This is a genomic window from Shewanella corallii, from assembly GCF_023349125.1.
Taxonomy (GTDB): Bacteria; Pseudomonadota; Gammaproteobacteria; order Enterobacterales; family Shewanellaceae; genus Shewanella; species Shewanella corallii.
On sequence record NZ_JAKIKT010000003.1, the window covers coordinates 38,412 to 58,452 of the forward strand.

Genomic DNA, 20,041 nt, shown 5'->3' on the forward strand with positions numbered 1-20,041 from the left:
TGATTACTCTCGGCCCTGGCTCCATAAAATGTCAGCTATATGCGTACAGTCAGTTTCCAGCGCATTGACCTCTACCAGAGTGGCACACACAGATTGCATTTTTTGATTAATTTCGCTGTCAGTAACAAACAACTTTCGCTGTTCGTTACTGCTGATGATATGAACTCCATTGAGAGCGTCCGTAAACTCCCTGGAGCTTATCCCTTCACGGGCTGCCATCAAGGCTGCTCCAGCCTCTGGATTGCTGGCGTAATCATCCAGCGCCATCTGCCACGCCTGCCATAACTTATTGACAAGATCAGGATGCGTTTTCAGTACTGCGTCCGACACAGACACAGTATCAAGAATCTCCCAGGGGATGATGTCGCTGCCGAATATCTGGTGAGCCAGCTCCTCTCTTATATATTCAGTAGAATAAGGAGGGTAAGTGACCATAGCGTCAATATTGCCTTGGATCAGCTGATTTTTTCCGTCACCCTGCTCGACATTAACAACATTCACATCACTCAGTGTCATCCCCTCATTTTGTAGCGCCCGGGCCAACACATACAGACCAAGGCTACCCACCTCGCAACCCACAGTTTTGCCCTTAAGCGCTGACACCGAGTCAAATTCACTGGCAGCCACAATCACATCGCTGCCGTTGGAGTAATCTGCCGCCAAAACCACTTTGACCGGCTCGCCTCCCAGCGCTTCGACCTGTATCGCTTCAATTAAGGTACTGGCGAAACCATCAACCCTGCCTGCCAGATAAGCCCGTTGCGAATCTGACAGTGTGGATACCTGAACCAACTCAAGATTCAGATCCACAGCTTTAAAAAAACCCCTTTGTTCAGCAAGGTACAGAAACTCGTATCCCGGCCAGGGGTTGATGGCTATACGAACGGTTTTTTGCTGCGCGGGCGAACAGGAGAGCAGCAATAGAACAGCTGCGAGTAACACCATAATCCTTTGCATCTTAATTTCCTTTGTAGTTCAGTTCCTGAAGAGCTGCAGGCTTGGAGCACCAACCCACCACCTGATTACGGCCCTGATCTTTGGCCTGATAGACGCATTCATCGGCCCGCTTAAGCAGTGGATTCAATTCCATCACTTCGGCACACGCATCGACGACACCAAAGCTACCTGTCACCATCAGTCCCTGAGGCATTAATTGCTCCATTTGCTGCCTCAGCTTTTCCACCTTAACCATAGCGGCATCCAACGGGCACTCCATCAGGATGACGAACTCTTCGCCCCCCAAACGAGCAACCACATCTTCTCGCCGGGTATTATTCTCAAGCAGTTCCGCGACCGCCATCAACACCAGGTCACCCATCTCATGGCCATAGGTGTCGTTAATGGACTTGAATTTATCTATGTCCATCAGGACCACACTCAAAGGGGTTTTATGGCGGCGGAAATGGGCCAGGCGGACTTCAGCATTCTCGGTAAGAAAGTAGCGATTAAACAGACCAGTTAGCTGGTCATGAAGGGCCATAAATCGCAATTTATCCCTTTGTTGTTTAAGCTGCATATGCACAGATACACGGGCTCTGACAATCACAGGGCGTATCGGTTTGGTAATGTAATCTATCGCTCCCAGCAATAATCCCTGCTCTTCATCTTCCTCACTGTCGTTACCAGTGACAAAAATCACCGGAATAGATTCTGTTTCTGGCGAGGCCTTCAGCTCTTTGCACACAGCATGTCCGTCCATATCAGGCATGCGAACATCCAGCAGAATTAAATCTGGCTGTGGATGAGTTCTGGCAAGTTCCAGGCAGTCACGTCCATTGTGCGCTTTGATGACTTCACATAATCCCTGAAGACATTTTGCCATCACCATCAGATTACTTTTGATGTCATCGACGATGAGGACGCGAAACGCTTCCATCAGGACAGGTGTCCTTATTGCAACCAACTGTTACGCATAAGTGTAGTCAAAGAACAAAGATGCGCCCCAAACAACAGTGAAGGCAAAAATAAAAAAGGAGCCAAAGGCTCCTTTTAAACGGCTGTACCGACAGTACGGGTTACAGATCTTCTTGTTTAAACTCTGCGATAGTTTCGCCTTTAAACTGTTTTTTCAGCTGTGCCTTGGAAAGTTGATTCAACTCGCCACCAGACGCAATGGTAAAGTGCTCATGCTGATCCAGGCGACGGGCCTGATACAGCATCACTACCTGCAGTGTTGACTCTTTTTGCTCGGCTGTGAGAGGGGAACCATCTTCCCATTTCCCCAACTCAACGGCTGAAACCAATCGCTCATACACCTCGAGGGGCATATCATCGATCACCTTATTTATATCTGTCATATGCTCTTCCGTTTATGCAGGACGATACGAACCCGGCAAATCAAGTAGCCGATAAAACCAAATACGAAACAAACGCCAGCGGCGATTGCCCGGGGCCCTTCTGCGGTTTCGCCCCCCCAGAACCAAAGTACCATACCGGCAATAAACAGTGTCATTGCAATAAAACTCTGGTTCATCAGTGTCTGCGAACGTTTGATGTGGTTGATACGCTGCAGCGATTCAAGGTTTCCTTCGAGTTTGGCACTGCAATGCTTACACTCCCTGGCAAGGCTGGAAATCCTTTTACTGCAAACCGGACATTCGATCAGTGCCATAAAGCTTCCTTATCTTAACTTATCTACCACAGCCAACATGGCGATCAATGAGGCTTCGCCCAGGTAAGCGCTGCGTTCAGGAGACCAACCTGCATAAGGGTCTGGCAGGTTATCGTTATCTTTGAACGGCATTTCCAGCGTATTGGACAGACACTGGAAGGTCTCAGCCACCCAGTTGGAGGCGATGGTCAGGTTAGCTTTACCCGGCTCATCCTTGTCATAACCAAACTCGCTCTGGAAGTCTGCACTGGCAAGAGTCAGCGCGTCGACAAACTTCTGCTGCAGATTTTCCAGACGCTCATCCCAGCAAGGTACACCTTCGCAACCGGCCAGGAAAACATAAGGTAGCCCCTCGTCACCGTGGACATCATAAAACAGGTCAACACCTGTCTCTTTCATCTTATCGGTAACGTAAAGTACTTCCGGGCTTTTCTCTTTCGATGGTGCCAACCATTCGCGGTTCAGGTTAATACCCGCGGCATTGGTTCGCAGATGACCGCGGGCGCTGCCGTCCGGGTTCATGTTTGGCACAATGTAAAAGTTGGCTTTATCCAACAGTGATTTGGACGTCGGATTTTCACTGTCGAGCAGCTTGTACAGCAGGCCTTCCATTAACCATTCAGCCATGGTTTCACCTGGATGCTGGCGGGCTGTGATCCAGATATTCTTCTTGGCTTCGTCACCATCACCGATTTTCACCAGAGTCATATCCCGGCCATCCAAAGTCAGACCCAGATGTTCCAGAGAGACTTCCGGGTGCACCTGCACAGCACTGAGCAGATCAAGATGACGTTCATAGCTGTAAGGCGCAAAGTAGGCGATTTGAATAGCTTCACAATCCAGGTCAAGTTCGATGCTGAGTACGCCATTCTCATAAATGGTTGGCAGACGGAACCAGGCTTGACGATCATAGCTGGCAACCGCCTGATAACCTTCCCAGCCTTTCGGGTAGGAAGATTGACCGGCATTCATGATGTTCAGTCGGTACTGATTGCCCACCTGCCCCTCAAAGCGGAAGTTAAACCACTGATAAAACTCCCCACCTTCGTCCTCACGGATCGCCAGTTGAATATCATCTTTGTTGTCCAGGCTCAGTACCTGAATGTTGCCGCCATCGAAATTGGCCGTGATACGCATATTCACATCCTTTGCGTTTTCAGTATTTAGTGAGCGTAAGCATAAACCAAAATGCTCAAGCCTTAAAACCATCGGCAGGATTAAATGTTATTGACCATTTAATCCTGCGTATCGGTTAAATATCAGTCAGTTACTTTGACAACATCAAGTCTCTGACGTATTTTACCGGCGAGCTGCCAAAGCTGAGAAACTCCTCATGGAACGCCCTTAAATCGAAGTTCTCTCCTTTTACACCCTTATACTCCTCACGGAAATCGTAAATCTCACGATAACCTGAGTAGTAACTGGTCAACTGAACCTGACTTAAGGTCGCTCTGCGCCACTTGCCTTCCGCTTCAGCCTGTTGCTGGAACGCTTCCTGAGTCAACAGGTCAATCGCTTCTTCCTCTTCCATCCCCAGAACCTGAATGGAGTAATCCAGTATGGTGTTGCAGATAACTCTCAGGTTCCACTTGTAATACATCAGCCACAGCTCAGGCTCAAAGTCACCATACCCCTCTTCCAGCATCATTCGCTCGGTATACACTGCCCAGCCTTCAATCATGGCGCCATTGCCGAACAGGCTCTTTACCATGCTTGGTGACTCATTTGAGTACACCAGCTGGGTGTAATGTCCTGGGATCGCTTCATGAATATTCAGGATCTGCAAAATCCAGTGGTTATACTCCCGCAGATAACTCTCGGCCTGTTCATCATTCATCGCGTCCAAAGGGGTAACATTGTAGTAAGTATTGCCCCCTTTATCGTAAGGGCCTGGCGCACTGATCGACGCGCCGGCAAAGCCCCGCATATATTCCGGAGTCTCACGCACAACCAAAGGCTTGTTGGGATCCAGCGTGATTAGCTGCTTTTCAACGACAAAGTCGTTTAATTCGGGGATTTGTTTGCGCACTTCGCTGACAAAGTCCTCCCGCTTAACATGACGCACCGACAGGTGATCAATCAATTCGCGGATGGCAACTTTGTCATCGGACGGCATTGGCTTGCTGAAGTATTTTGGCCAGAGATCTTTGGTAATTTTGGCCATCTCACCCTGAACACGGGTTTTGTCCGCCATCGCTTTCTCATACAGTGCCCTGGCGCTCATGCCGGCCTGGATGTCCATGGCAAACTTCTCTTCATACAGGGCTTCGCCGATGCGAAAGTCTCTGGCGCCCTCTTTCTCGAGTGTGGCTGCAAGATCTTCAAGCCAGACAATATGTTCATTGATCGCCTGGGTCGCCAAAGCAAAGCGTTCATTAAACAGGGCTTTTTCCGCTGTCGTCAGACCTGAACCGGCCACCTTTTGCTTAAGCGCGTCCGACAAGACAGAAAATGCGCCTTTATTCTGCATGATCGCCAACTGGGTATGCTGCAGTGTTGGATCGCTGATATTGCTCCGCGCGGCCTCATAATAAGCAGGGACATGCACAAGGCGGGAAGTTACTGAGCGCAGGCGCTCTTCCAGCGGCGCAAAGTCCTCATTGATTATCTGAGCAAAACCACCGGCAACGTTATAGTTGGAAGGCATCCACTGCCAAGATTTGAAGCTGGTGATTTGCCATTCCATCTTATTCAGCAGATTTTCAATCAACCTGAAGTCAGTGACTTCATTTGGTGTCAGTAAATTGAGGTCAAACACCTTAAGCAGATTGCGCTGGGTATTCACAAATGCCAGGGTTTGCTTACGGCTTGCTTCATCGGGGATCTCAAGAATGCCATCATATTTGTGATAGCCGGAATACAAACCCCAGGTCGGCGCAATTTGCCACAGGGCATCAATAAACGCCTGGCTATAGGCTGCAAATGCCTGTTGCTCCGCCTCTGCGGACACAGCTGGGGATTGGCTCTGTTGCTGGGTAGTTTGGCAGGCGGTTAATGACGCACTGCCAAGCGCCAGCATAATCGCCAGAGATAAGGGTTTGTTCAACATAGGATTTCCTTCCTTAGATTGTTATTCTAGTTCTTAGGTATTTGTAGGTAGCCCAAGTTAATCATAACCCGGGACTTTTTTCAGCCCGTCCGTTAAGGTCTGTTACATAAAATTGCCCTTCTGATAACTGGCTCTGGCGCACCCGGTTATCAGATTGCACAGGATGTCGAGATGATAGATTTTCGCAGTAAGATTTTGGCCCATCGGCCCTATGGTGAACCCAGAAACCTCTCTGGCCGTTCCCTGCAAAGGCAATTTGAGAGTGACCGTGGGCGCATCATTAACAGTGCAGCGATCCGCAGACTGCAGCAGAAAACTCAGGTATTTCCTCTGGAACGAAATGCCGCAGTAAGAAGTCGGCTGACCCACTCTTTGGAAGTTCAACAAACCGGTCGATTCATTGTGCAAACCATATTCGACCGTTTATCAGATACTCAATTGGCCCAATATGGGCTGACGGATATGGAGAACTCAGTAGAGTCACTGGTGGAAATGGGCTGCCTTATGCACGATGTGGGTAATCCCCCCTTTGGGCATTTCGGAGAAGCCGCAATTAACGACTGGTTCAGTCGCTATATCCCCGCCCTGTTTCCAGCAGAAGTTTCGGCTTTACTTCCAACCCGGGATCAACTGATGCGGGATGTGTGTCAATTTGAGGGCAATGCTCAAGCGATACGCCTGCTACAGAACCTGCTGGGTCTGAACCTGACCTGGAGTCAGGCTGCTATTGTGATGAAATACACCCGCCCGGCGATCGAGCCCAAACCCGCGCACGATGACGCTCTGAGTTACCTCAAGAAAAAGCCGGGTTGGTACTTCAGTGAGCAGAGTTATATTGAGCGTTTGTGCGCCGCCTTGGAGATAACCCAGGGTCACAGGCACCCTCTGGCTTATATCATGGAAGCGGCAGATGATATCTCATACTGCCTCGCTGACATTGAGGACGCGGTTGAAAAAGACATTCTGAGTCTTAATGAGCTTGAGTCCCACCTGCTGGCACAACATTCAGCATTGATAGAGCAATGGCAATTACCGGATAAAGGGATATTGTCAGGCGCAATAAGCTATGCCAGTGAACAGGCTCAACGCCAGGGAATCAACCATGTCAGCCAGTTCTTTACCTTCCTCAGGGTCAAACTTATCCATCCTTTGGTTAAACATGCCGCCAGTCGCTTTCTCGACAATATTGAGGCAGTGTTCCATGGCAATTTCAATCAGGCACTTCTGGAAGACAGAAGCCCGGCTCATGCCATTACCGAAACCCTCAAGCAGGTCGCCTTTAAGCAGGTGTTCTGCCATAAAGAAGTGGAGCGGATGGAGCTTAAAGGCTACAAGGTGATTACCGGCCTGCTGGATGCGTATCGACCTCTACTGGAACTCAGTGAAGATGAGTTTATGGCACTGTCAGCGTCGGGCAAGAAGCCCTTGGTGGCCTCCCGCCTCTACAACAAATTACCGGGCAAACATAAGGCGACCTACCACCAGGCTCTTAAGGATGCTCAAGTAAATCACTGCCTGTGCCCCGGCCTTGAGTTTTACCACAGATGCCGCCTGATTCAGGACTATATCAGTGGCATGACAGATCAGTTCGCCTGGGATGAGTACCGAACCCTGATGGCGATAGATTAAAGATATCGACTACATCAGGCTGAATCTGGCCTGGATTGGATTGTGATCCGACGCCTGGGTTTGCCAGGCCTGGGCACTTTCAAGATGTAATCCCCGATAGAAGATATGGTCCAGCGGAAAACCAAACACCTGACTGCGTTCATCCAGCTGATATTTGACCTCCTTTAAGCCAAATTCAGCCATCATCTTATTCACCAGCTGAATACGTCCCTCCCGCCAGGTATTAAAGTCACCGGCAACGATCACAGGCCCCTGATGAGCGGCCAGCGCCTTTGCAGCACCTTTAAGTTGAGCGGTATAGGTTTCCAAACCCCAACTGAAATTAACGCTGTGGAGATTCACCACCAACAGGGATTCGCCGTTGGAGAGCGGATAACTGGCAACCAAAGTGGATTTTGGCAATCGAATAAGAGGCTCTGTGGTGAGTTGAGCGCAGATATCAGTTGCAGGAACTGCGGCAACATCAAGCACGCCATTGGCAATCTCAAAACCGGTGAAGGCGCGCACCATAGTGGCATGACCCGGTCTGCCTGCAAAGAAGCTCTTCAGCGGTGTCGTCAGACTGGCTTCCTGCAGCAATACCAGCTCACTGCTATCCAACAGTCGGGTTAACTCTGTTTTCCACCCTACATTTTGCTGCTTATAAATATTCCAGACGCTGACCGTCAGCTCGCCGTTGCTGTCCAACGGCTGCTGGCTGACGCGGCTTTCGCAGGCCTGATTGAAGTCAGGGCTGGCCAGATCACTGGTCAGGCCCGGAGGATAACGTTCAAAAATCCAACTAAGGCTGATTAATCCTGCAACAGTCACAAGGGCGATAGTTAATGAGAGTGTCTTTTTCATTTTAGTCAGGATCTGAGCAGTAACAGGGATAGAATTTGAAACAGGTGTATCAAAATAGCAGAATCAGACGGGTTTGTGATTATAATGGTTTTTCTTTCATGGTGTTGAAGACCCGTTTTCATGGAAAAAGTCGTTCATCTGCTCACCCTTGCCGGCATTTCGCTCTATTGGTTAACTACCGCCGCCATTACGATTCGCATTATCACCAAGCGTCGTGCCATTGGCGTCTCTCTGGCCTGGATGATGGTTATCTTCGTCGTTCCCCTCGGTGGCGTGATTGCTTATCTGATGTTTGGCGAACTGAACCTGGGCCGTCAACGCGCCTCTCGCGCAAGGGAGATGTTCCAGCCCTACTCCGACTGGTTTCATCGTTTACATAAGTGGCGTCAATATCAGCCAGGTTCACTCAGCCGTTACAGTGAAGCCATAACCTCTTTGTGCGAGCACAGAATGGGGATCCCGGCCCTGGCCGATAACAAGCTGGAACTGCTTGATACCACGGATGCCATATTCTCCAGTCTGAAAAAAGATATCAACCAGGCCAGTACCAGCATTGATATGGAGTTTTATATCTGGCACCCGGGAGGTCAGGCTGACGAAACTGCCACTGCCCTGATTGAAGCCGCCGGGCGGGGCGTCAAGGTCCGGATATTGCTGGATACCGCAGGAAGCCGTACCTTTTTTAAAAGTCATTGGCCCCAAACCCTTAGGGATGCAGGTATTAAGGTGGCTGCGGCACTGCCGGTGTCCCCTTTCCGTATTCTGTTTCAACGAATCGACCTTAGGTTACACCGCAAGATAGTGGTGATTGATAACACTATTGCCTACACAGGCTCCATGAATCTGGTGGACCCGGCCTTCTTTAAACAGGATGCCGGTGTGGGTCAATGGATTGATGTGATGGTGCGTTTGACCGGCGCCAATGCCCCGGTACTGGCCAGTATTCAAGCATGGGATTGGGAGGCCGAAACCTCAGAGCGCCAGTTGCCTCCGCCACCTGTACTGGATGCTCACACCCAGGTTGGCATTAAAGATCTGGTGCAGGTTATCCCGTCAGGGCCGGGTATGCCGGAAGCCATCATTCAGCAGGTATTGCTGCAAAGCATCTATCAGGCCCGCAGAAGCATTACCATCACCACCCCTTACTTTGTACCCAGTGAAAGCCTGATGCTGGCCATGATTTCAGCCGCGCAACGTGGTGTGGATGTGCGGATTATCATCCCAGACAAGAATGATTCCCTGATGGTGGAATGGGCCAGCCGCTCTTTCTTTGGCGAACTGCTTCGGGCAGGTGTGAAGATCTTCCGCTTCCGCGGAGGTCTGCTGCACACCAAGTCTGTAGTGATTGATGACAGACACGCGCTTATTGGCACGGTAAACCTGGATATGCGCAGTTTGTGGTTGAACTTTGAAGTCACACTGGCGGTGGAAGATTCAGAGTTCACCGCCAACCTGGCTCAGCTGCAGCGTGATTATCAGGAGCACGCTGTGCAGATAGATGCAGACAGCTGGAACAGCCGACGGTTACACAAACGCTTTGCCGAGCAGTTCTTCTACTGGTTCTCGCCTCTGCTGTAAAAATAGAAACGCCCGCATTTGCGGGCGTTTTATCATCCTTGAGAATTCCCATTCTCATCATAGTGGGCATCGTCTTTTATTGATACGTCCCCGGTGTCATTGTTATAGGACAATTGCAGTGTCTCCTGACCCTGTTGAACAAAATGAGATGCAACATAGATACAGGTTGATCCCTGGTAGGTGACGCCAATATCGGAATCAATTTTTCCAATGTGATTTTCGCTATCTGTGCCTTCTGCAGTCAGCTCGGTATCTGTCAGCCCGTTCCAAAGCTCTATACAGGCTGAATATTGGTCATGGCCATTGACGCCAGGTGAATATGCAGCCTCAGTACCATAAGGCCAACCAGTTGGAGTTGAACTGACGTCCCCATTTCCAAAACCTTCAAGGGAATTTACTCGCGCCGTATTCCCGGCAGCTAACCAACCACTGTGATAAAGCTTTACCGCACTCTGGAAGGCAGCAAACTGAGTCAATATGGCAGCCTCTTCGGCCTCGTCCTGCATATTGATGAATTTAGGCGCGGCGACCACGGCAAGAATGCCCAGAATAATAATGACCACAACCAATTCGATCAGGGTAAAGCCTTTTGCTCTTAAGCGAGCGTCTCTGGATACAAACATACTACCTCCGGTTCACATAGCCGCAGGATTATCAGTCCGGGCGAATATTCCGTCAAATCATATATTTGTTAACTTTTAACCAAGAGTTCACAACAAGGTTTCGGGTGTTGAAAACGCAAAAGCCCAGTCGACTGACTGGGCTCTTGCTGAATGTGGCGGTGAGGGAGGGATTCGAACCCTCGATACGTTTCCGTATACACACTTTCCAGGCGTGCTCCTTCGGCCACTCGGACACCTCACCAAATTGTTAGTTTTACGACAACCTCGTTGGAACGAGTTCACGGTCGGCTGCTTTCGCAGCGGTCACAGTCATGTTGACTGAAGGAAATTGGCGGTGAAGGAGAGATTCGAACTCTCGATACGTTTCCGTATACACACTTTCCAGGCGTGCTCCTTCGGCCACTCGGACACTTCACCATATTGTTGGTTTTACGACTGTCGTCGCCCTGCTCTTTCCTTAAGAGGCAGAACAGAGAGTTAATCCGTGACTTTACTCAATGGACCAACTGAATGTGGCGGTGAGGGAGGGATTCGAACCCTCGATACGTTTCCGTATACACACTTTCCAGGCGTGCTCCTTCGGCCACTCGGACACCTCACCGTATTGTTTGTTTTACGACATCAAGCCTTGACTCAGGTCGCCACTCATCACTGAATGGAACAGCCCGCAATGCGAACCGTTGAAATTTGGCGGTGAAGGAGAGATTCGAACTCTCGATACGTTTCCGTATACACACTTTCCAGGCGTGCTCCTTCGGCCACTCGGACACTTCACCATTTTGTTGCTAACCCACATTTGCCATATGGCTCAGCGGTTAACGGAGCGCTACTTTACGCAAAAGCGCTTGTCTAATCAAGGGAAAAAACGCCCATGTCACGCGTATGCGCGGAGTTTGAACAAATCACGGGGTAAATGTATAAAAACATGGCGGAATGCAGAAAAAAGAACCCGCAATCAGCGGGTTCCATTTCAGATACTGTGATATTAAGCGTTGCCTTTAACCTGCATATTCAGGCCGGCCGCAAAGCTCAACATACGATCCAGCGGGATTAACGCCTGCTCACGCAGTGAATCATCGACAAAAATCTCATGCTTATCACTGTCACCGTCGGCCAGAGCAGACTCAATAGCCTGCAAGCCATTCATCGCCATCCACGGGCAGTGAGCACAGCTGCGACAGGTCGCACCGTTACCACCGGTAGGAGCTTCAATCAAGTTCTTGCCCGGAGCTGCTTGCTGCATCTTGTAGAAAATGCCCTTGTCGGTTGCCACGATAAAGGTGTCATTATCCATAGTCTGAGCAGCTTTGATCAGCTGAGAGGTAGAGCCCACGGCGTCAGCCATCTCCACCACGCTGGCAGGTGATTCAGGGTGAACCAGAACCGCTGCATCAGGATGTTGCAGTTTCAGCTCCCGCAGTGCCTTGGCCTTGAACTCATCATGGACAATACACTCGCCCTGCCATAACAGCATTTCAGCGCCGGTTTGTTTGGCAATATAGCTGCCCAGATGACGGTCAGGGCCCCAGATAATCTTCTTATCTTCCGCATCCAGGTGCTCTACAATCTCCAGCGCAATACTGGATGTCACAACCCAGTCTGCACGGGCTTTAACAGCGGCAGAGGTATTGGCATAAACCACAACAGTATGGTCAGGGTGGGCATCACAGAACTTGCTGAAGTCTTCAATAGGGCAGCCAACGTCCAGTGAGCAGGTAGCGTCCAGTGTAGGCATCAGCACAGTTTTTTCCGGGCTGAGAATTTTGGCTGTCTCACCCATGAACTTCACACCGGCAACAATCAGCGTTTTGGCTGGGTGGTCACGGCCAAACCGGGCCATCTCCAAAGAGTCGGAAACACAGCCGCCGGTCTCTTCAGCCAACGCCTGGATTTCAGGATCTGTGTAATAGTGTGCTACCAGAACGGCGTCACGTTCCTGCAATAATGACTTGATACGGGCCTTATATTCTGCCTTTTGCTCATCACTCAATAGGGCTGGCTTGGGCGGAAACGGATAATCAACTGGGGTATAAACTGGGACCTGGGCTTCCATGTTAAAACTGCAAAAGGATCAAAACGTTCGGTAAGTATACGTAAATCCTTCTGCCCCCACAATTCTGTGATCTTCAACAGGTTACCCCTAATGTTATAAAGACAGAGCTCAATACCCTGCCCCACAACAAATTTTCGGTTTGCATTAAATTAAAAAAGAGCACCTGAGTGCTCTTTTTTTGGTCGCCGATAAGGCTTATCGCATCGCCATCAGCATATCCTGAGGGGACTCAAGATACTGCTTCCACAGGTTACAGAAGCGGGCAATGGTGCCACCATCAATCACTCTGTGGTCGCCGGACCAGCTCACCTGCATAATCTGGCGGGCTTCTACCTCACCTTTCTCATTGAACCTGGGCAGGCTTTGTACTTTACCCAAGGCCACAATCGCTACTTCCGGCTTATTGATAATGGGCGTTGCCACAGTACCGCCCAGAGCGCCAATATTGGAGATAGAGATGGTGCCACCTTTAAGATCTGCCGGTTGCACCCTGCCGCTGCGGGCATCTTTGGTCAAACGGGTAATCTCAGCCGCAACATCCAAAATCGACTTGGCCTGAACATCTTTGATATTGGGCACCAGCAAACCAACCTTGGAGTCCACAGCCATCCCTATGTTATGGCTGCCCTTATAGGTCAGCTCAGTACAATCGGCATTGACCTGACTGTTAAGCACAGGGAACTCGTTAAGGGCAAGCGACATGGCTTTCATAAAGAAAGGCATCATGGTCACTTTCAGCTCGTCAGTACCATACTTCTGCTTCATTTGGGCACGCAATGTCATCAGCTCTGTGATATCCAGCTCTTCACAATAGGTAAAGTGAGGAATGGTGGATACAGACTCCTGCATGGCGCGGGCCATAACAGCCTTAACCCCTTTGATAGGCTCTACCCGGTCGGCAGAAGTTACTGCGGCACTGGCGACAGGTGCTGTAGCTTCTGCCTTGACTGCTGCAGGCTTATCGCCGTTCAGATATCGCTGCACGTCCTCTTTGTAGACGCGACCATTTTTACCTGAGCCAGGAACCAGGCTTAAATCCAGGTCATGGGAACGCGCAAGACGTCTTACTGCTGGACTTGCCAGAGCCTTGCCTGGACGGCGACTTGGCGCAATGTCGCTTGGCGCGGTAGCAGCATTACCGGCCTCTGCGGGTTCAGGAGTCACTGCAGCACTGGCGCTGTCCACGGCAACCTCGATGGCGAACAGAGGTTCATGGACTTTTGCCAACTGTCCCTTGCGATAATACAGCTTGGCAATCTTGCCCGCTTTGATTGCCGGGATCTGAACCAGGGCTTTATCTGTCATCACATCTGCGATAGCCTGATCTTCCAGTACATGATCGCCTTCATTCACCAGCCATTCGACCAGCTCACACTCGACAATACCTTCGCCGATATCCGGCAACAGGAAGTCTTCCACCACAAAAGATGCGGTGCTGGAAGCCATAGGCTTTTCCTGAGCGGCTGGCTCAGGTGCGGCTTCAACAGCCTTTTCACCCTCACCGTCAATCTCAATGCTGTAAAGCGGCGCATGAACCTTGGCAATTTCTCCCTTGGCATAATGCAGCTTGGTAATTTTGCCGTTGTAAGGGGCGGGAATTTGCACCAGGGCCTTATCTGTCATCACATCAGCGATAGGCTGATCTTCAGTCACGACATCGCCTTCGCTCACCAGCCATTCGACCAGTTCACACTCAACGACACCTTCGCCGATATCCGGCAAAATAAAATCCTTAATCATTGCCGGGGCTCCTAGTAGTTCATTGTGGCCTTGATGGCTTCAAAGGTCTTAAGCGCATCTGGCATATATTCTTTTTCATGGCACAGCGGATAAGGCGTATCCAAGCCACATACGCGGGCAATAGGCGCTTCCAGATAAAGGAAACACTCCTGCTGAATGGTGGCGGCGATTTCACCGGCGAAACCACCGGTCAAAGGCGCCTCATGGTTGACCAGCAGGCGACCGGTTTTACGTACCGATTCAGCCACAGTGTCAACATCCCATGGAGCCAGACTGCGAAGGTCAATCACTTCACAGGAGATATTCTCCTTGGCAGCCATTTCAGCAGCTTGCTCAATGATCTCCATTTGAGCGCCCCAACCCAGCAGAGTGATGTCACTGCCCTGAGCTACAACCTCGGCCTTACCCAGTTCAATCTCATAATCACCCTCAGGGACTTCGCCCACTGACGCACGATAGAGACGTTTGGGCTCGAAGAACACCACTGGATTTTTATCGCGGATAGAGGCCAGCAACAGACCTTTGGCTTGATGGGGGTTGCGTGGCACCACCACTTTCAGTCCGGGGGTACCGGTAAAGTAAGCTTCGGGAGATTGAGAGTGGTAGTGTCCACCGGCAATACCACCGCCATAGGGGGTACGGAAGGTTAATCCACCGACGTCAAACTCATTACCACTGCGGTATCTGAATTTTGCTGATTCATTCACAATCTGGTCGAAAGCCGGGAAGATATAGTCAGCAAACTGAATTTCAGCCACTGGCGTCATACCATTGGAAGCCAGGCCATTGGCAAACCCGGCGATCCCCTGTTCGGTCAAAGGCGTGTTAAAACATCTTTCTCTTCCAAACTTGTCCTGCAGACCTGACGTCGCGCGGAAAACCCCACCAAAGTGACCAACGTCTTCACCGAATACCAGCATGCGCTCATCGGTTTCCATGGCGATAGTCAGGGCCTCGTTAATGGCCTGCAACATATTCATCTTTGGCATAACTCAGTCTCTCCCTGACGTCTTTGGATAGGCTTTTGGATACTTCTTAATATGTGCCTTTAATTCAGCCAATTGCTGTTTCAGCGCAGGCGTTGGTGTATCCAATACATCTTCAATCAACTCATCCAGCGACGGACAAGGGATCTTTTCTGAGACTTTTACCTGATCCAGGACTTCCTGACGGTACTTTTCATAAAGAGCGGCATCATCTGCCTCTTTCAGCCACCCTTTATTGATCAGCCATAGCTTGAACCTTTGAACCGGGTCATGTTCACGCCATTTGGCTTCTTCCTCTTTTGAGCGATAGCCGGATGGATCGTCTGAAGAGGAGTGAGCACCAAGACGGTAGGTCATAGCTTCAATCAGTACCGGCGCCTTATGCTCAAGTGCGTATGCCCTGGCCTGCTGGGTGGCGGCCAGTACCGCCAACATATCGTTACCGTCGATGCGAATCGTGTGCATGCCGTAACCCACACCACGGCTGGCGATACCGTCACCGGCAAACTGCTCTTCTGTGGGAGTGGAAATGGCGTAACCATTATTGCGACAGAAAAATATCACCGGGGCTTTGTGCACTGCGGCCATGTTCAGGCCCGCATGGAAATCACCTTCCGAGGCGGCACCTTCACCGAAATAGCAGATTGCGACATTACGCTTACCCTGCATTTTCAGGCTGTAACCAACACCTGTTGCCTGTGGGATCTGGGTAGCCAGAGGAGAAGAGATAGTTTGGTAGTGAAGGTCAGCGCAGCCATAGTGAATGGGCATCTGTCTGCCTTTACCCAGATCCAGCGCGTTGCTGAACATCTGGTTCATAAATTGCTCAGTGGTGAAACCACGATAACGCAGTGCTGCATGCTCCCGGTATTGAGCCAGGATAACGTCCTCTTGGTCGAGACCAGCGGCACTGCCTATCACTGCCGCCTCTTCACCGGTACAGGTCATATAAAAACTGATGCGGCCCTGACGTTGGGCACCCAACATGCGCTCATCCAGAACACGGGTGAACACACAGGTATCATATATTTTCAAAGCTAACTGCTGATCGATAGTTGGCTCTATAGCGCCTTCGTAGGTCGTTCCATCGGCCTGCAGTATCTTAAGAATGGGAATTGACAGCGCATTGCCTTCAATAAAGTTGACACGATGCACCAGAGTCTGACGCTCGTCTTTTTGTGTTGCGTTGCTCATATTTTGCTCTTTATTATCCAGAGCAGGCGGGAAATCTCCCCTTCCCGACACTGCTCGCTGTGATTTCGATACGCAATCAGAACATTACGTTAACGTAAGCTAGCCAGCAACTTTTACACTTGGGCAATGCAGATCCTGCCCCTGCATGGCTTGTATAAATTGCTTTACATTACGTCGGGCTCATCCACCTGCACCAGACACAGCAGGGTTCGCTGGCCGATCGGCACCTTGGCATTAGGAAAAACAATAGCTTCCCTGCTCTCTTCAACAACAACATCCTGGCCGCCATCCCGCGCCAACACCACACCTTTGCTGAAGCTGGTGAAGTTCTCCACGTCATTGGCGAAGGTAAACTCAAAGTCTTCAGTTTCCTTAACGATGGAGCGGCTGACCCGGTACAGATGCAGTCGCTTAGGGTTATAGGCCGGCATCTCAAGGGGCTTGCCGGTAATCAGATCTGTGAGCATCTGGTCCATGGCGATAAAGCGGGTCATATCGTTTTGTCCCATAGGGAACACTTTACCCAGCTCGATGGTGAAAGCGTCAGCACCATAGCCATTGGCAGAAAAATAGCTGAAAGTCGTGGTAGGCTCGTGGTGGAACAAGACGCAGTTTACACCCGCCGCATCGAGGAATCGTAACTGCTCGGCACTGTAAGGGCGACCATGGCGGTATGGGTAGATAGCAAACTTTTCATACTTGGCGCCACGGATGGCGGTATGAAGGTCATAGTGGATTCTGTGTCTTGGCTCTGGCTCACCGGAAGGTTCGGCGCTGAAGAAGCCGTCTACCGCCTGCTCCAGTCTTTTGGCTCTGTGGCGCTCTGGGTTTGTCAGGCCTTCACCCCGGGAATGCTCTCCACTGAACAGACGATTAAGATTTTCATCAACGATACGGGTGCCGTTGAACATGGCATGAGGATTACCAAACAGGAACATGACTCTGTGGCTGGTACGTATCTCCTGATTCAGCAATCGCTTAATCAGGCCGTTACAAAGCTCAATGGGAGCTGTCTCATTACCGTGTACACCGGAAGAGAGCACAATATCCTTATTTCCCGGATTCAGTGGTTCAAAAACCAGAATCCCTGTGTCCTGTATTTCGACTCGGGTATGGTCACCAAGCACCATGGATTCTGGTTTTGCCAGTCCATCGGGATGTGCCAGGGTCAGAGCCAGAAAATCCTTTGAAGTCATCAGGGTCTTTAGCATTAATAGCTCCTTGTTATTTTTGTGTTTCCCTGTATCGCAAAATTTAATTTGCCGATTACCAGTGATTGCAGGCAATCATAACACAGATTTTTCATCATCAAGTCAGAGCCTTAGCAATTGACACAATCTATTCAAACAAAAACTTTATTCCAGCCACTTGCAATCCAATCAGGTTTGAAACAACATAAGACGTATAGACGGCTGAACGTCTTTACGTTTATTTTTATGGAGAGCAAATATGGCACAGGCAACTTTTGGCGCAGGCTGTTTCTGGGGCGTTGAACATTTCTTTCGTCAGATTGAAGGCGTAACAGATGTGACCTGTGGCTATATGGGCGGCAATGACAAGTACACCGACTATCAAAGTGTAAAGTCCGGGACGACCGGGCATGCGGAGGTGGTTCAGGTAGAGTACGACGAGGACAAGGTTAGTTTTGAGACGCTGCTGACCGTGTTTTGGCAAAATCACAACCCCACTACCCTTAATCAACAAGGCGGGGATATCGGTAGTCAGTATCGCAGCACCATCTTTTTCCACGACAGGATTCAAAAGCAGCAGGCTGAAGCATCAAAGCTGGCGTTGATAAAAAGCGAGCGTTGGGGTCTTAAGCAGATAGTGACAGAGATAGTCCCTGCCGCCAGGTTTCATGAAGCGGAAGCCTACCATCAGAATTACCTGGCCAAAAACGAACTGCCCAGCTGCCATATCTTTTATGGTTAAATCCTTAGAGCGATCAATCATATCGCAATAAAAACAAAAGCCCGCAGATATGCGGGCTTTTTCTGGTTAACCAGTCAATCCAGATTCGGGTACAGGCAAGTAAACTAACTCTGGAATCTTATCGTTTCAGCACAGCATCCAGCATGGCTTTGGCATCCGCCAGTAACTGCTTTAAATGGGCTTCGCTGACAAAGCTCTCTGCATACAACTTGAACAGCGCTTCAGTACCCGATGGCCTGGCGGCAAACCAACCATTGTCCGTGGTGACCTTTAAACCGCCAATAGCAGCGCCGTTACCCGGAGCATGACTGAGCACAGCAGTGATCTTATCACCGGCCAACTCAGTGGCATCCAGCGAGTCAGCATTAAGAGCGGAAAACTTCGCTTTTTTGGCAGCGCTGATAGGACTGTCAATTCGGGTATAAAAACTGGTACCGAATTGTTCGGTCAGTCTCTGATAATGCTCTGCAGGGTTTTTACCTGTCACAGCCAGGATCTCTGCAGCCAACAAACACAGAATGAAACCGTCTTTGTCGGTACACCAGGTTTGACCGTCCAGTTGCAGAAATGCGGCGCCGGCGCTCTCTTCACCACCAAAGGCAATAGACTGATCTGCCAGACCATCGACAAACCACTTAAAGCCAACCGGGACTTCCATCAGGGTTTTGCCGTGGGATGCACAAATACGATCTATCATGGCGCTGGACACCAGCGTCTTACCTATCGCTTTGTCCGCTGCCCACTGCGGTCTGTGGGTCACCAGATAATCGATAGCAACCGCGAGGAAATGGTTGGGGTTCATCAAGCCCCCCTTCACATCGCCTCGTGCAGGACAAACGATGCCATGACGATCAAAGTCAGGATCATTCCCCAGGCAGAGATCAAATTTGTCGGCATGGGCCAACAGTCCTGCCATCGCAAAGGGTGATGAGCAATCCATGCGGATCTTGCCATCCTTATCCAGCGTCATAAAACCAAACGCCGGGTCCACCTTGTCATTCAGTACAGTGATATTCAGACCATAGCGCTGGGCAATTTTATCCCAGTAATAGATACCTGAACCGCCGAGTGGATCGACACCAATTTTGATACCGGCATCAGCGATAGCTTTCAAATCGATGACATTTTCCAGGGCGTCGATATAGGGACCATACAGGTCAACATGTTTAACATAGCCTGTGGTTAACGCCACCTCTATGTTGGCACGTTTTACGCCTTCAAGTTGAGCTTCGAGGTATTCATTGGCACGCTGCTCAACCCAGGATGTAATCTCACCTTCAGCCGGTCCACCGTGAGGTGGGTTGTACTTAATACCGCCGTCCCGTGGAGGGTTATGGGAGGGGGTAATAATCACCCCATCCAGCAGGCCTTTGTCAGAGCTGTGCTTACCCCGGTTGGCGGCCACCAGATACTGGCTGACCACAGGGGTAGGCACATAAGCATCGTCCAACTGCGCAATCACAGTCACCTGATTGGCAACCAATACTTCGATAGCCGTAATATAAGCCGCCTGCGACAGAGCGTGGGTATCCATGCCCAATACCAAACCACCGTCTATTCCCTTCGATTTGCGGTAATCCACCACAGCCTGAGTAATGGCCATAATGTGCGACTCATTGAAGCTTGAGTCTGCTGCACAGCCCCTGTGACCGGATGTACCAAAGCTGACCCTTTGGTCCGCCTTGGTCATGTCCGGAACCAGACGGAAATATTGACTTATCAGCTTGGGAATATTGGTTAAATCGGATTGCAGCGCAGGCTTACCCGCCCTCTTATGACTGGCCAAACTTTGACTCCACTATT

The 20,041-nt window shown here is 50.2% G+C and carries 17 protein-coding genes and 4 tRNA genes; 3 read left to right on the plus strand and 18 right to left on the minus strand.

The annotated features are described in order from the left end of the window. Nucleotides 1-3 precede the first annotated feature (3 nt). The 6 genes from L2725_RS09230 to L2725_RS09255 all read right to left on the minus strand — a co-directional run bounded on the left by L2725_RS09230 (nt 4) and on the right by L2725_RS09255 (nt 5,660). Nucleotides 4-957: an ABC transporter substrate-binding protein gene (locus L2725_RS09230; protein ID WP_249248712.1), complete on the minus strand. Its 954-nt coding sequence runs from the start codon at nt 955-957 to the stop codon at nt 4-6. A 1-nt stretch (nt 958) separates the two neighbouring features. Next, the gene (locus tag L2725_RS09235) at nt 959-1,876 is read right to left on the minus strand and encodes a diguanylate cyclase (protein ID WP_249248713.1); all 918 of its coding nucleotides are present in this window, start codon (nt 1,874-1,876) and stop codon (nt 959-961) included. A gap of 139 nt (nt 1,877-2,015) precedes the next feature. Further along, nucleotides 2,016-2,297 carry a YeaC family protein gene (locus tag L2725_RS09240; protein WP_249248714.1) on the minus strand — a complete coding sequence of 94 codons (282 nt, stop codon included), beginning with the start codon at nt 2,295-2,297 and terminating at the stop codon, nt 2,016-2,018. Continuing rightward, the gene (locus tag L2725_RS09245; RefSeq protein WP_115136852.1) at nt 2,294-2,611 is read right to left on the minus strand and encodes a zinc ribbon domain-containing protein; all 318 of its coding nucleotides are present in this window, start codon (nt 2,609-2,611) and stop codon (nt 2,294-2,296) included. Before L2725_RS09245 ends, L2725_RS09240 begins: the two co-directional genes overlap by 4 nt. A gap of 9 nt (nt 2,612-2,620) precedes the next feature. Beyond that, the gene (locus L2725_RS09250) at nt 2,621-3,748 is read right to left on the minus strand and encodes a M14 family metallopeptidase (RefSeq protein ID WP_249248715.1); all 1,128 of its coding nucleotides are present in this window, start codon (nt 3,746-3,748) and stop codon (nt 2,621-2,623) included. A 130-nt stretch (nt 3,749-3,878) separates the two neighbouring features. Beyond that, nucleotides 3,879-5,660 (minus strand): DUF885 domain-containing protein, encoded by a 1,782-nt coding sequence (locus L2725_RS09255; RefSeq protein ID WP_249248716.1) that lies wholly within the window; start codon nt 5,658-5,660, stop codon nt 3,879-3,881. A 171-nt stretch (nt 5,661-5,831) separates the two neighbouring features. Between L2725_RS09255 and dgt the strand changes: the two genes are divergently transcribed. Continuing rightward, the gene (gene dgt, locus L2725_RS09260; RefSeq protein WP_249248717.1) at nt 5,832-7,289 is read left to right on the plus strand and encodes a dGTPase; all 1,458 of its coding nucleotides are present in this window, start codon (nt 5,832-5,834) and stop codon (nt 7,287-7,289) included. A gap of 9 nt (nt 7,290-7,298) precedes the next feature. Here dgt and L2725_RS09265 read toward each other — a convergent pair whose 3' ends face one another. Then, nucleotides 7,299-8,132, minus strand: coding sequence for an endonuclease/exonuclease/phosphatase family protein (locus tag L2725_RS09265; protein ID WP_249248718.1), 834 nt, complete (start codon nt 8,130-8,132; stop codon nt 7,299-7,301). 120 nt (nt 8,133-8,252) lie between these two features. On the opposite strand from L2725_RS09265, the gene cls reads away from it, so the two are divergent. After that, complete coding sequence (cls, locus tag L2725_RS09270) at nt 8,253-9,710, plus strand: cardiolipin synthase (protein ID WP_249248719.1); 1,458 nt, start codon at nt 8,253-8,255, stop codon at nt 9,708-9,710. A 32-nt stretch (nt 9,711-9,742) separates the two neighbouring features. On the opposite strand, the gene L2725_RS23215 is transcribed toward cls, so the two are convergent. The 10 genes from L2725_RS23215 to astE form a co-directional block, all read right to left on the minus strand. Next, nucleotides 9,743-10,333, minus strand: a complete 591-nt coding sequence (locus L2725_RS23215; RefSeq protein WP_283164261.1) for a type II secretion system protein — start codon at nt 10,331-10,333, stop codon at nt 9,743-9,745. A gap of 153 nt (nt 10,334-10,486) precedes the next feature. Beyond that, nucleotides 10,487-10,574: transfer RNA gene (locus tag L2725_RS09280), tRNA-Ser, on the minus strand. An 88-nt stretch (nt 10,575-10,662) separates the two neighbouring features. Then, nucleotides 10,663-10,750 (minus strand) — tRNA-Ser (locus L2725_RS09285). A 96-nt stretch (nt 10,751-10,846) separates the two neighbouring features. Beyond that, nucleotides 10,847-10,934, minus strand: a tRNA-Ser gene (locus L2725_RS09290). Between the two features lie 87 nt (nt 10,935-11,021). Beyond that, nucleotides 11,022-11,109, minus strand: a tRNA-Ser gene (locus tag L2725_RS09295). A 209-nt stretch (nt 11,110-11,318) separates the two neighbouring features. Further along, nucleotides 11,319-12,386, minus strand: coding sequence for a quinolinate synthase NadA (nadA, locus tag L2725_RS09300; RefSeq protein ID WP_115136860.1), 1,068 nt, complete (start codon nt 12,384-12,386; stop codon nt 11,319-11,321). 195 nt (nt 12,387-12,581) lie between these two features. Continuing rightward, nucleotides 12,582-14,126, minus strand: coding sequence for a dihydrolipoyllysine-residue acetyltransferase (locus tag L2725_RS09305; RefSeq protein ID WP_249248720.1), 1,545 nt, complete (start codon nt 14,124-14,126; stop codon nt 12,582-12,584). An 11-nt stretch (nt 14,127-14,137) separates the two neighbouring features. Continuing rightward, nucleotides 14,138-15,115 (minus strand): alpha-ketoacid dehydrogenase subunit beta, encoded by a 978-nt coding sequence (locus tag L2725_RS09310; RefSeq protein ID WP_249248721.1) that lies wholly within the window; start codon nt 15,113-15,115, stop codon nt 14,138-14,140. 3 nt (nt 15,116-15,118) lie between these two features. Further along, nucleotides 15,119-16,306 (minus strand): thiamine pyrophosphate-dependent dehydrogenase E1 component subunit alpha, encoded by a 1,188-nt coding sequence (locus L2725_RS09315; protein WP_248936245.1) that lies wholly within the window; start codon nt 16,304-16,306, stop codon nt 15,119-15,121. A gap of 164 nt (nt 16,307-16,470) precedes the next feature. After that, complete coding sequence (astE, locus tag L2725_RS09320) at nt 16,471-17,517, minus strand: succinylglutamate desuccinylase (RefSeq protein WP_249248722.1); 1,047 nt, start codon at nt 17,515-17,517, stop codon at nt 16,471-16,473. A 238-nt stretch (nt 17,518-17,755) separates the two neighbouring features. On the opposite strand from astE, the gene msrA reads away from it, so the two are divergent. Continuing rightward, on the plus strand, nt 17,756-18,238 hold the full coding sequence (gene msrA / locus L2725_RS09325) for a peptide-methionine (S)-S-oxide reductase MsrA (RefSeq protein WP_115136865.1): 483 nt from the start codon (nt 17,756-17,758) through the stop codon (nt 18,236-18,238). Between the two features lie 118 nt (nt 18,239-18,356). On the opposite strand, the gene pgm is transcribed toward msrA, so the two are convergent. Then, nucleotides 18,357-20,024: a phosphoglucomutase (alpha-D-glucose-1,6-bisphosphate-dependent) gene (gene pgm, locus L2725_RS09330; RefSeq protein WP_249248723.1), complete on the minus strand. Its 1,668-nt coding sequence runs from the start codon at nt 20,022-20,024 to the stop codon at nt 18,357-18,359. Nucleotides 20,025-20,041 lie beyond the last annotated feature (17 nt).

Bases quoted from the DNA above. Each gene is read 5' to 3' on its own strand.
- L2725_RS09230 (WP_249248712.1), bottom strand. From the start codon at position 957: ATGCAAAGGATTATGGTGTTACTCGCAGCTGTTCTATTGCTGCTCTCC.
- L2725_RS09235 (WP_249248713.1), bottom strand. From the start codon at position 1,876: ATGGAAGCGTTTCGCGTCCTCATCGTCGATGACATCAAAAGTAATCTG.
- L2725_RS09240 (WP_249248714.1), bottom strand. From the start codon at position 2,297: ATGACAGATATAAATAAGGTGATCGATGATATGCCCCTCGAGGTGTAT.
- L2725_RS09245 (WP_115136852.1), bottom strand. From the start codon at position 2,611: ATGGCACTGATCGAATGTCCGGTTTGCAGTAAAAGGATTTCCAGCCTT.
- L2725_RS09250 (WP_249248715.1), bottom strand. From the start codon at position 3,748: ATGCGTATCACGGCCAATTTCGATGGCGGCAACATTCAGGTACTGAGC.
- L2725_RS09255 (WP_249248716.1), bottom strand. From the start codon at position 5,660: ATGTTGAACAAACCCTTATCTCTGGCGATTATGCTGGCGCTTGGCAGT.
- dgt (WP_249248717.1), top strand. From the start codon at position 5,832: ATGATAGATTTTCGCAGTAAGATTTTGGCCCATCGGCCCTATGGTGAA.
- L2725_RS09265 (WP_249248718.1), bottom strand. From the start codon at position 8,132: ATGAAAAAGACACTCTCATTAACTATCGCCCTTGTGACTGTTGCAGGA.
- cls (WP_249248719.1), top strand. From the start codon at position 8,253: ATGGAAAAAGTCGTTCATCTGCTCACCCTTGCCGGCATTTCGCTCTAT.
- L2725_RS23215 (WP_283164261.1), bottom strand. From the start codon at position 10,333: ATGTTTGTATCCAGAGACGCTCGCTTAAGAGCAAAAGGCTTTACCCTG.
- nadA (WP_115136860.1), bottom strand. From the start codon at position 12,386: ATGGAAGCCCAGGTCCCAGTTTATACCCCAGTTGATTATCCGTTTCCG.
- L2725_RS09305 (WP_249248720.1), bottom strand. From the start codon at position 14,126: ATGATTAAGGATTTTATTTTGCCGGATATCGGCGAAGGTGTCGTTGAG.
- L2725_RS09310 (WP_249248721.1), bottom strand. From the start codon at position 15,115: ATGCCAAAGATGAATATGTTGCAGGCCATTAACGAGGCCCTGACTATC.
- L2725_RS09315 (WP_248936245.1), bottom strand. From the start codon at position 16,306: ATGAGCAACGCAACACAAAAAGACGAGCGTCAGACTCTGGTGCATCGT.
- astE (WP_249248722.1), bottom strand. From the start codon at position 17,517: ATGCTAAAGACCCTGATGACTTCAAAGGATTTTCTGGCTCTGACCCTG.
- msrA (WP_115136865.1), top strand. From the start codon at position 17,756: ATGGCACAGGCAACTTTTGGCGCAGGCTGTTTCTGGGGCGTTGAACAT.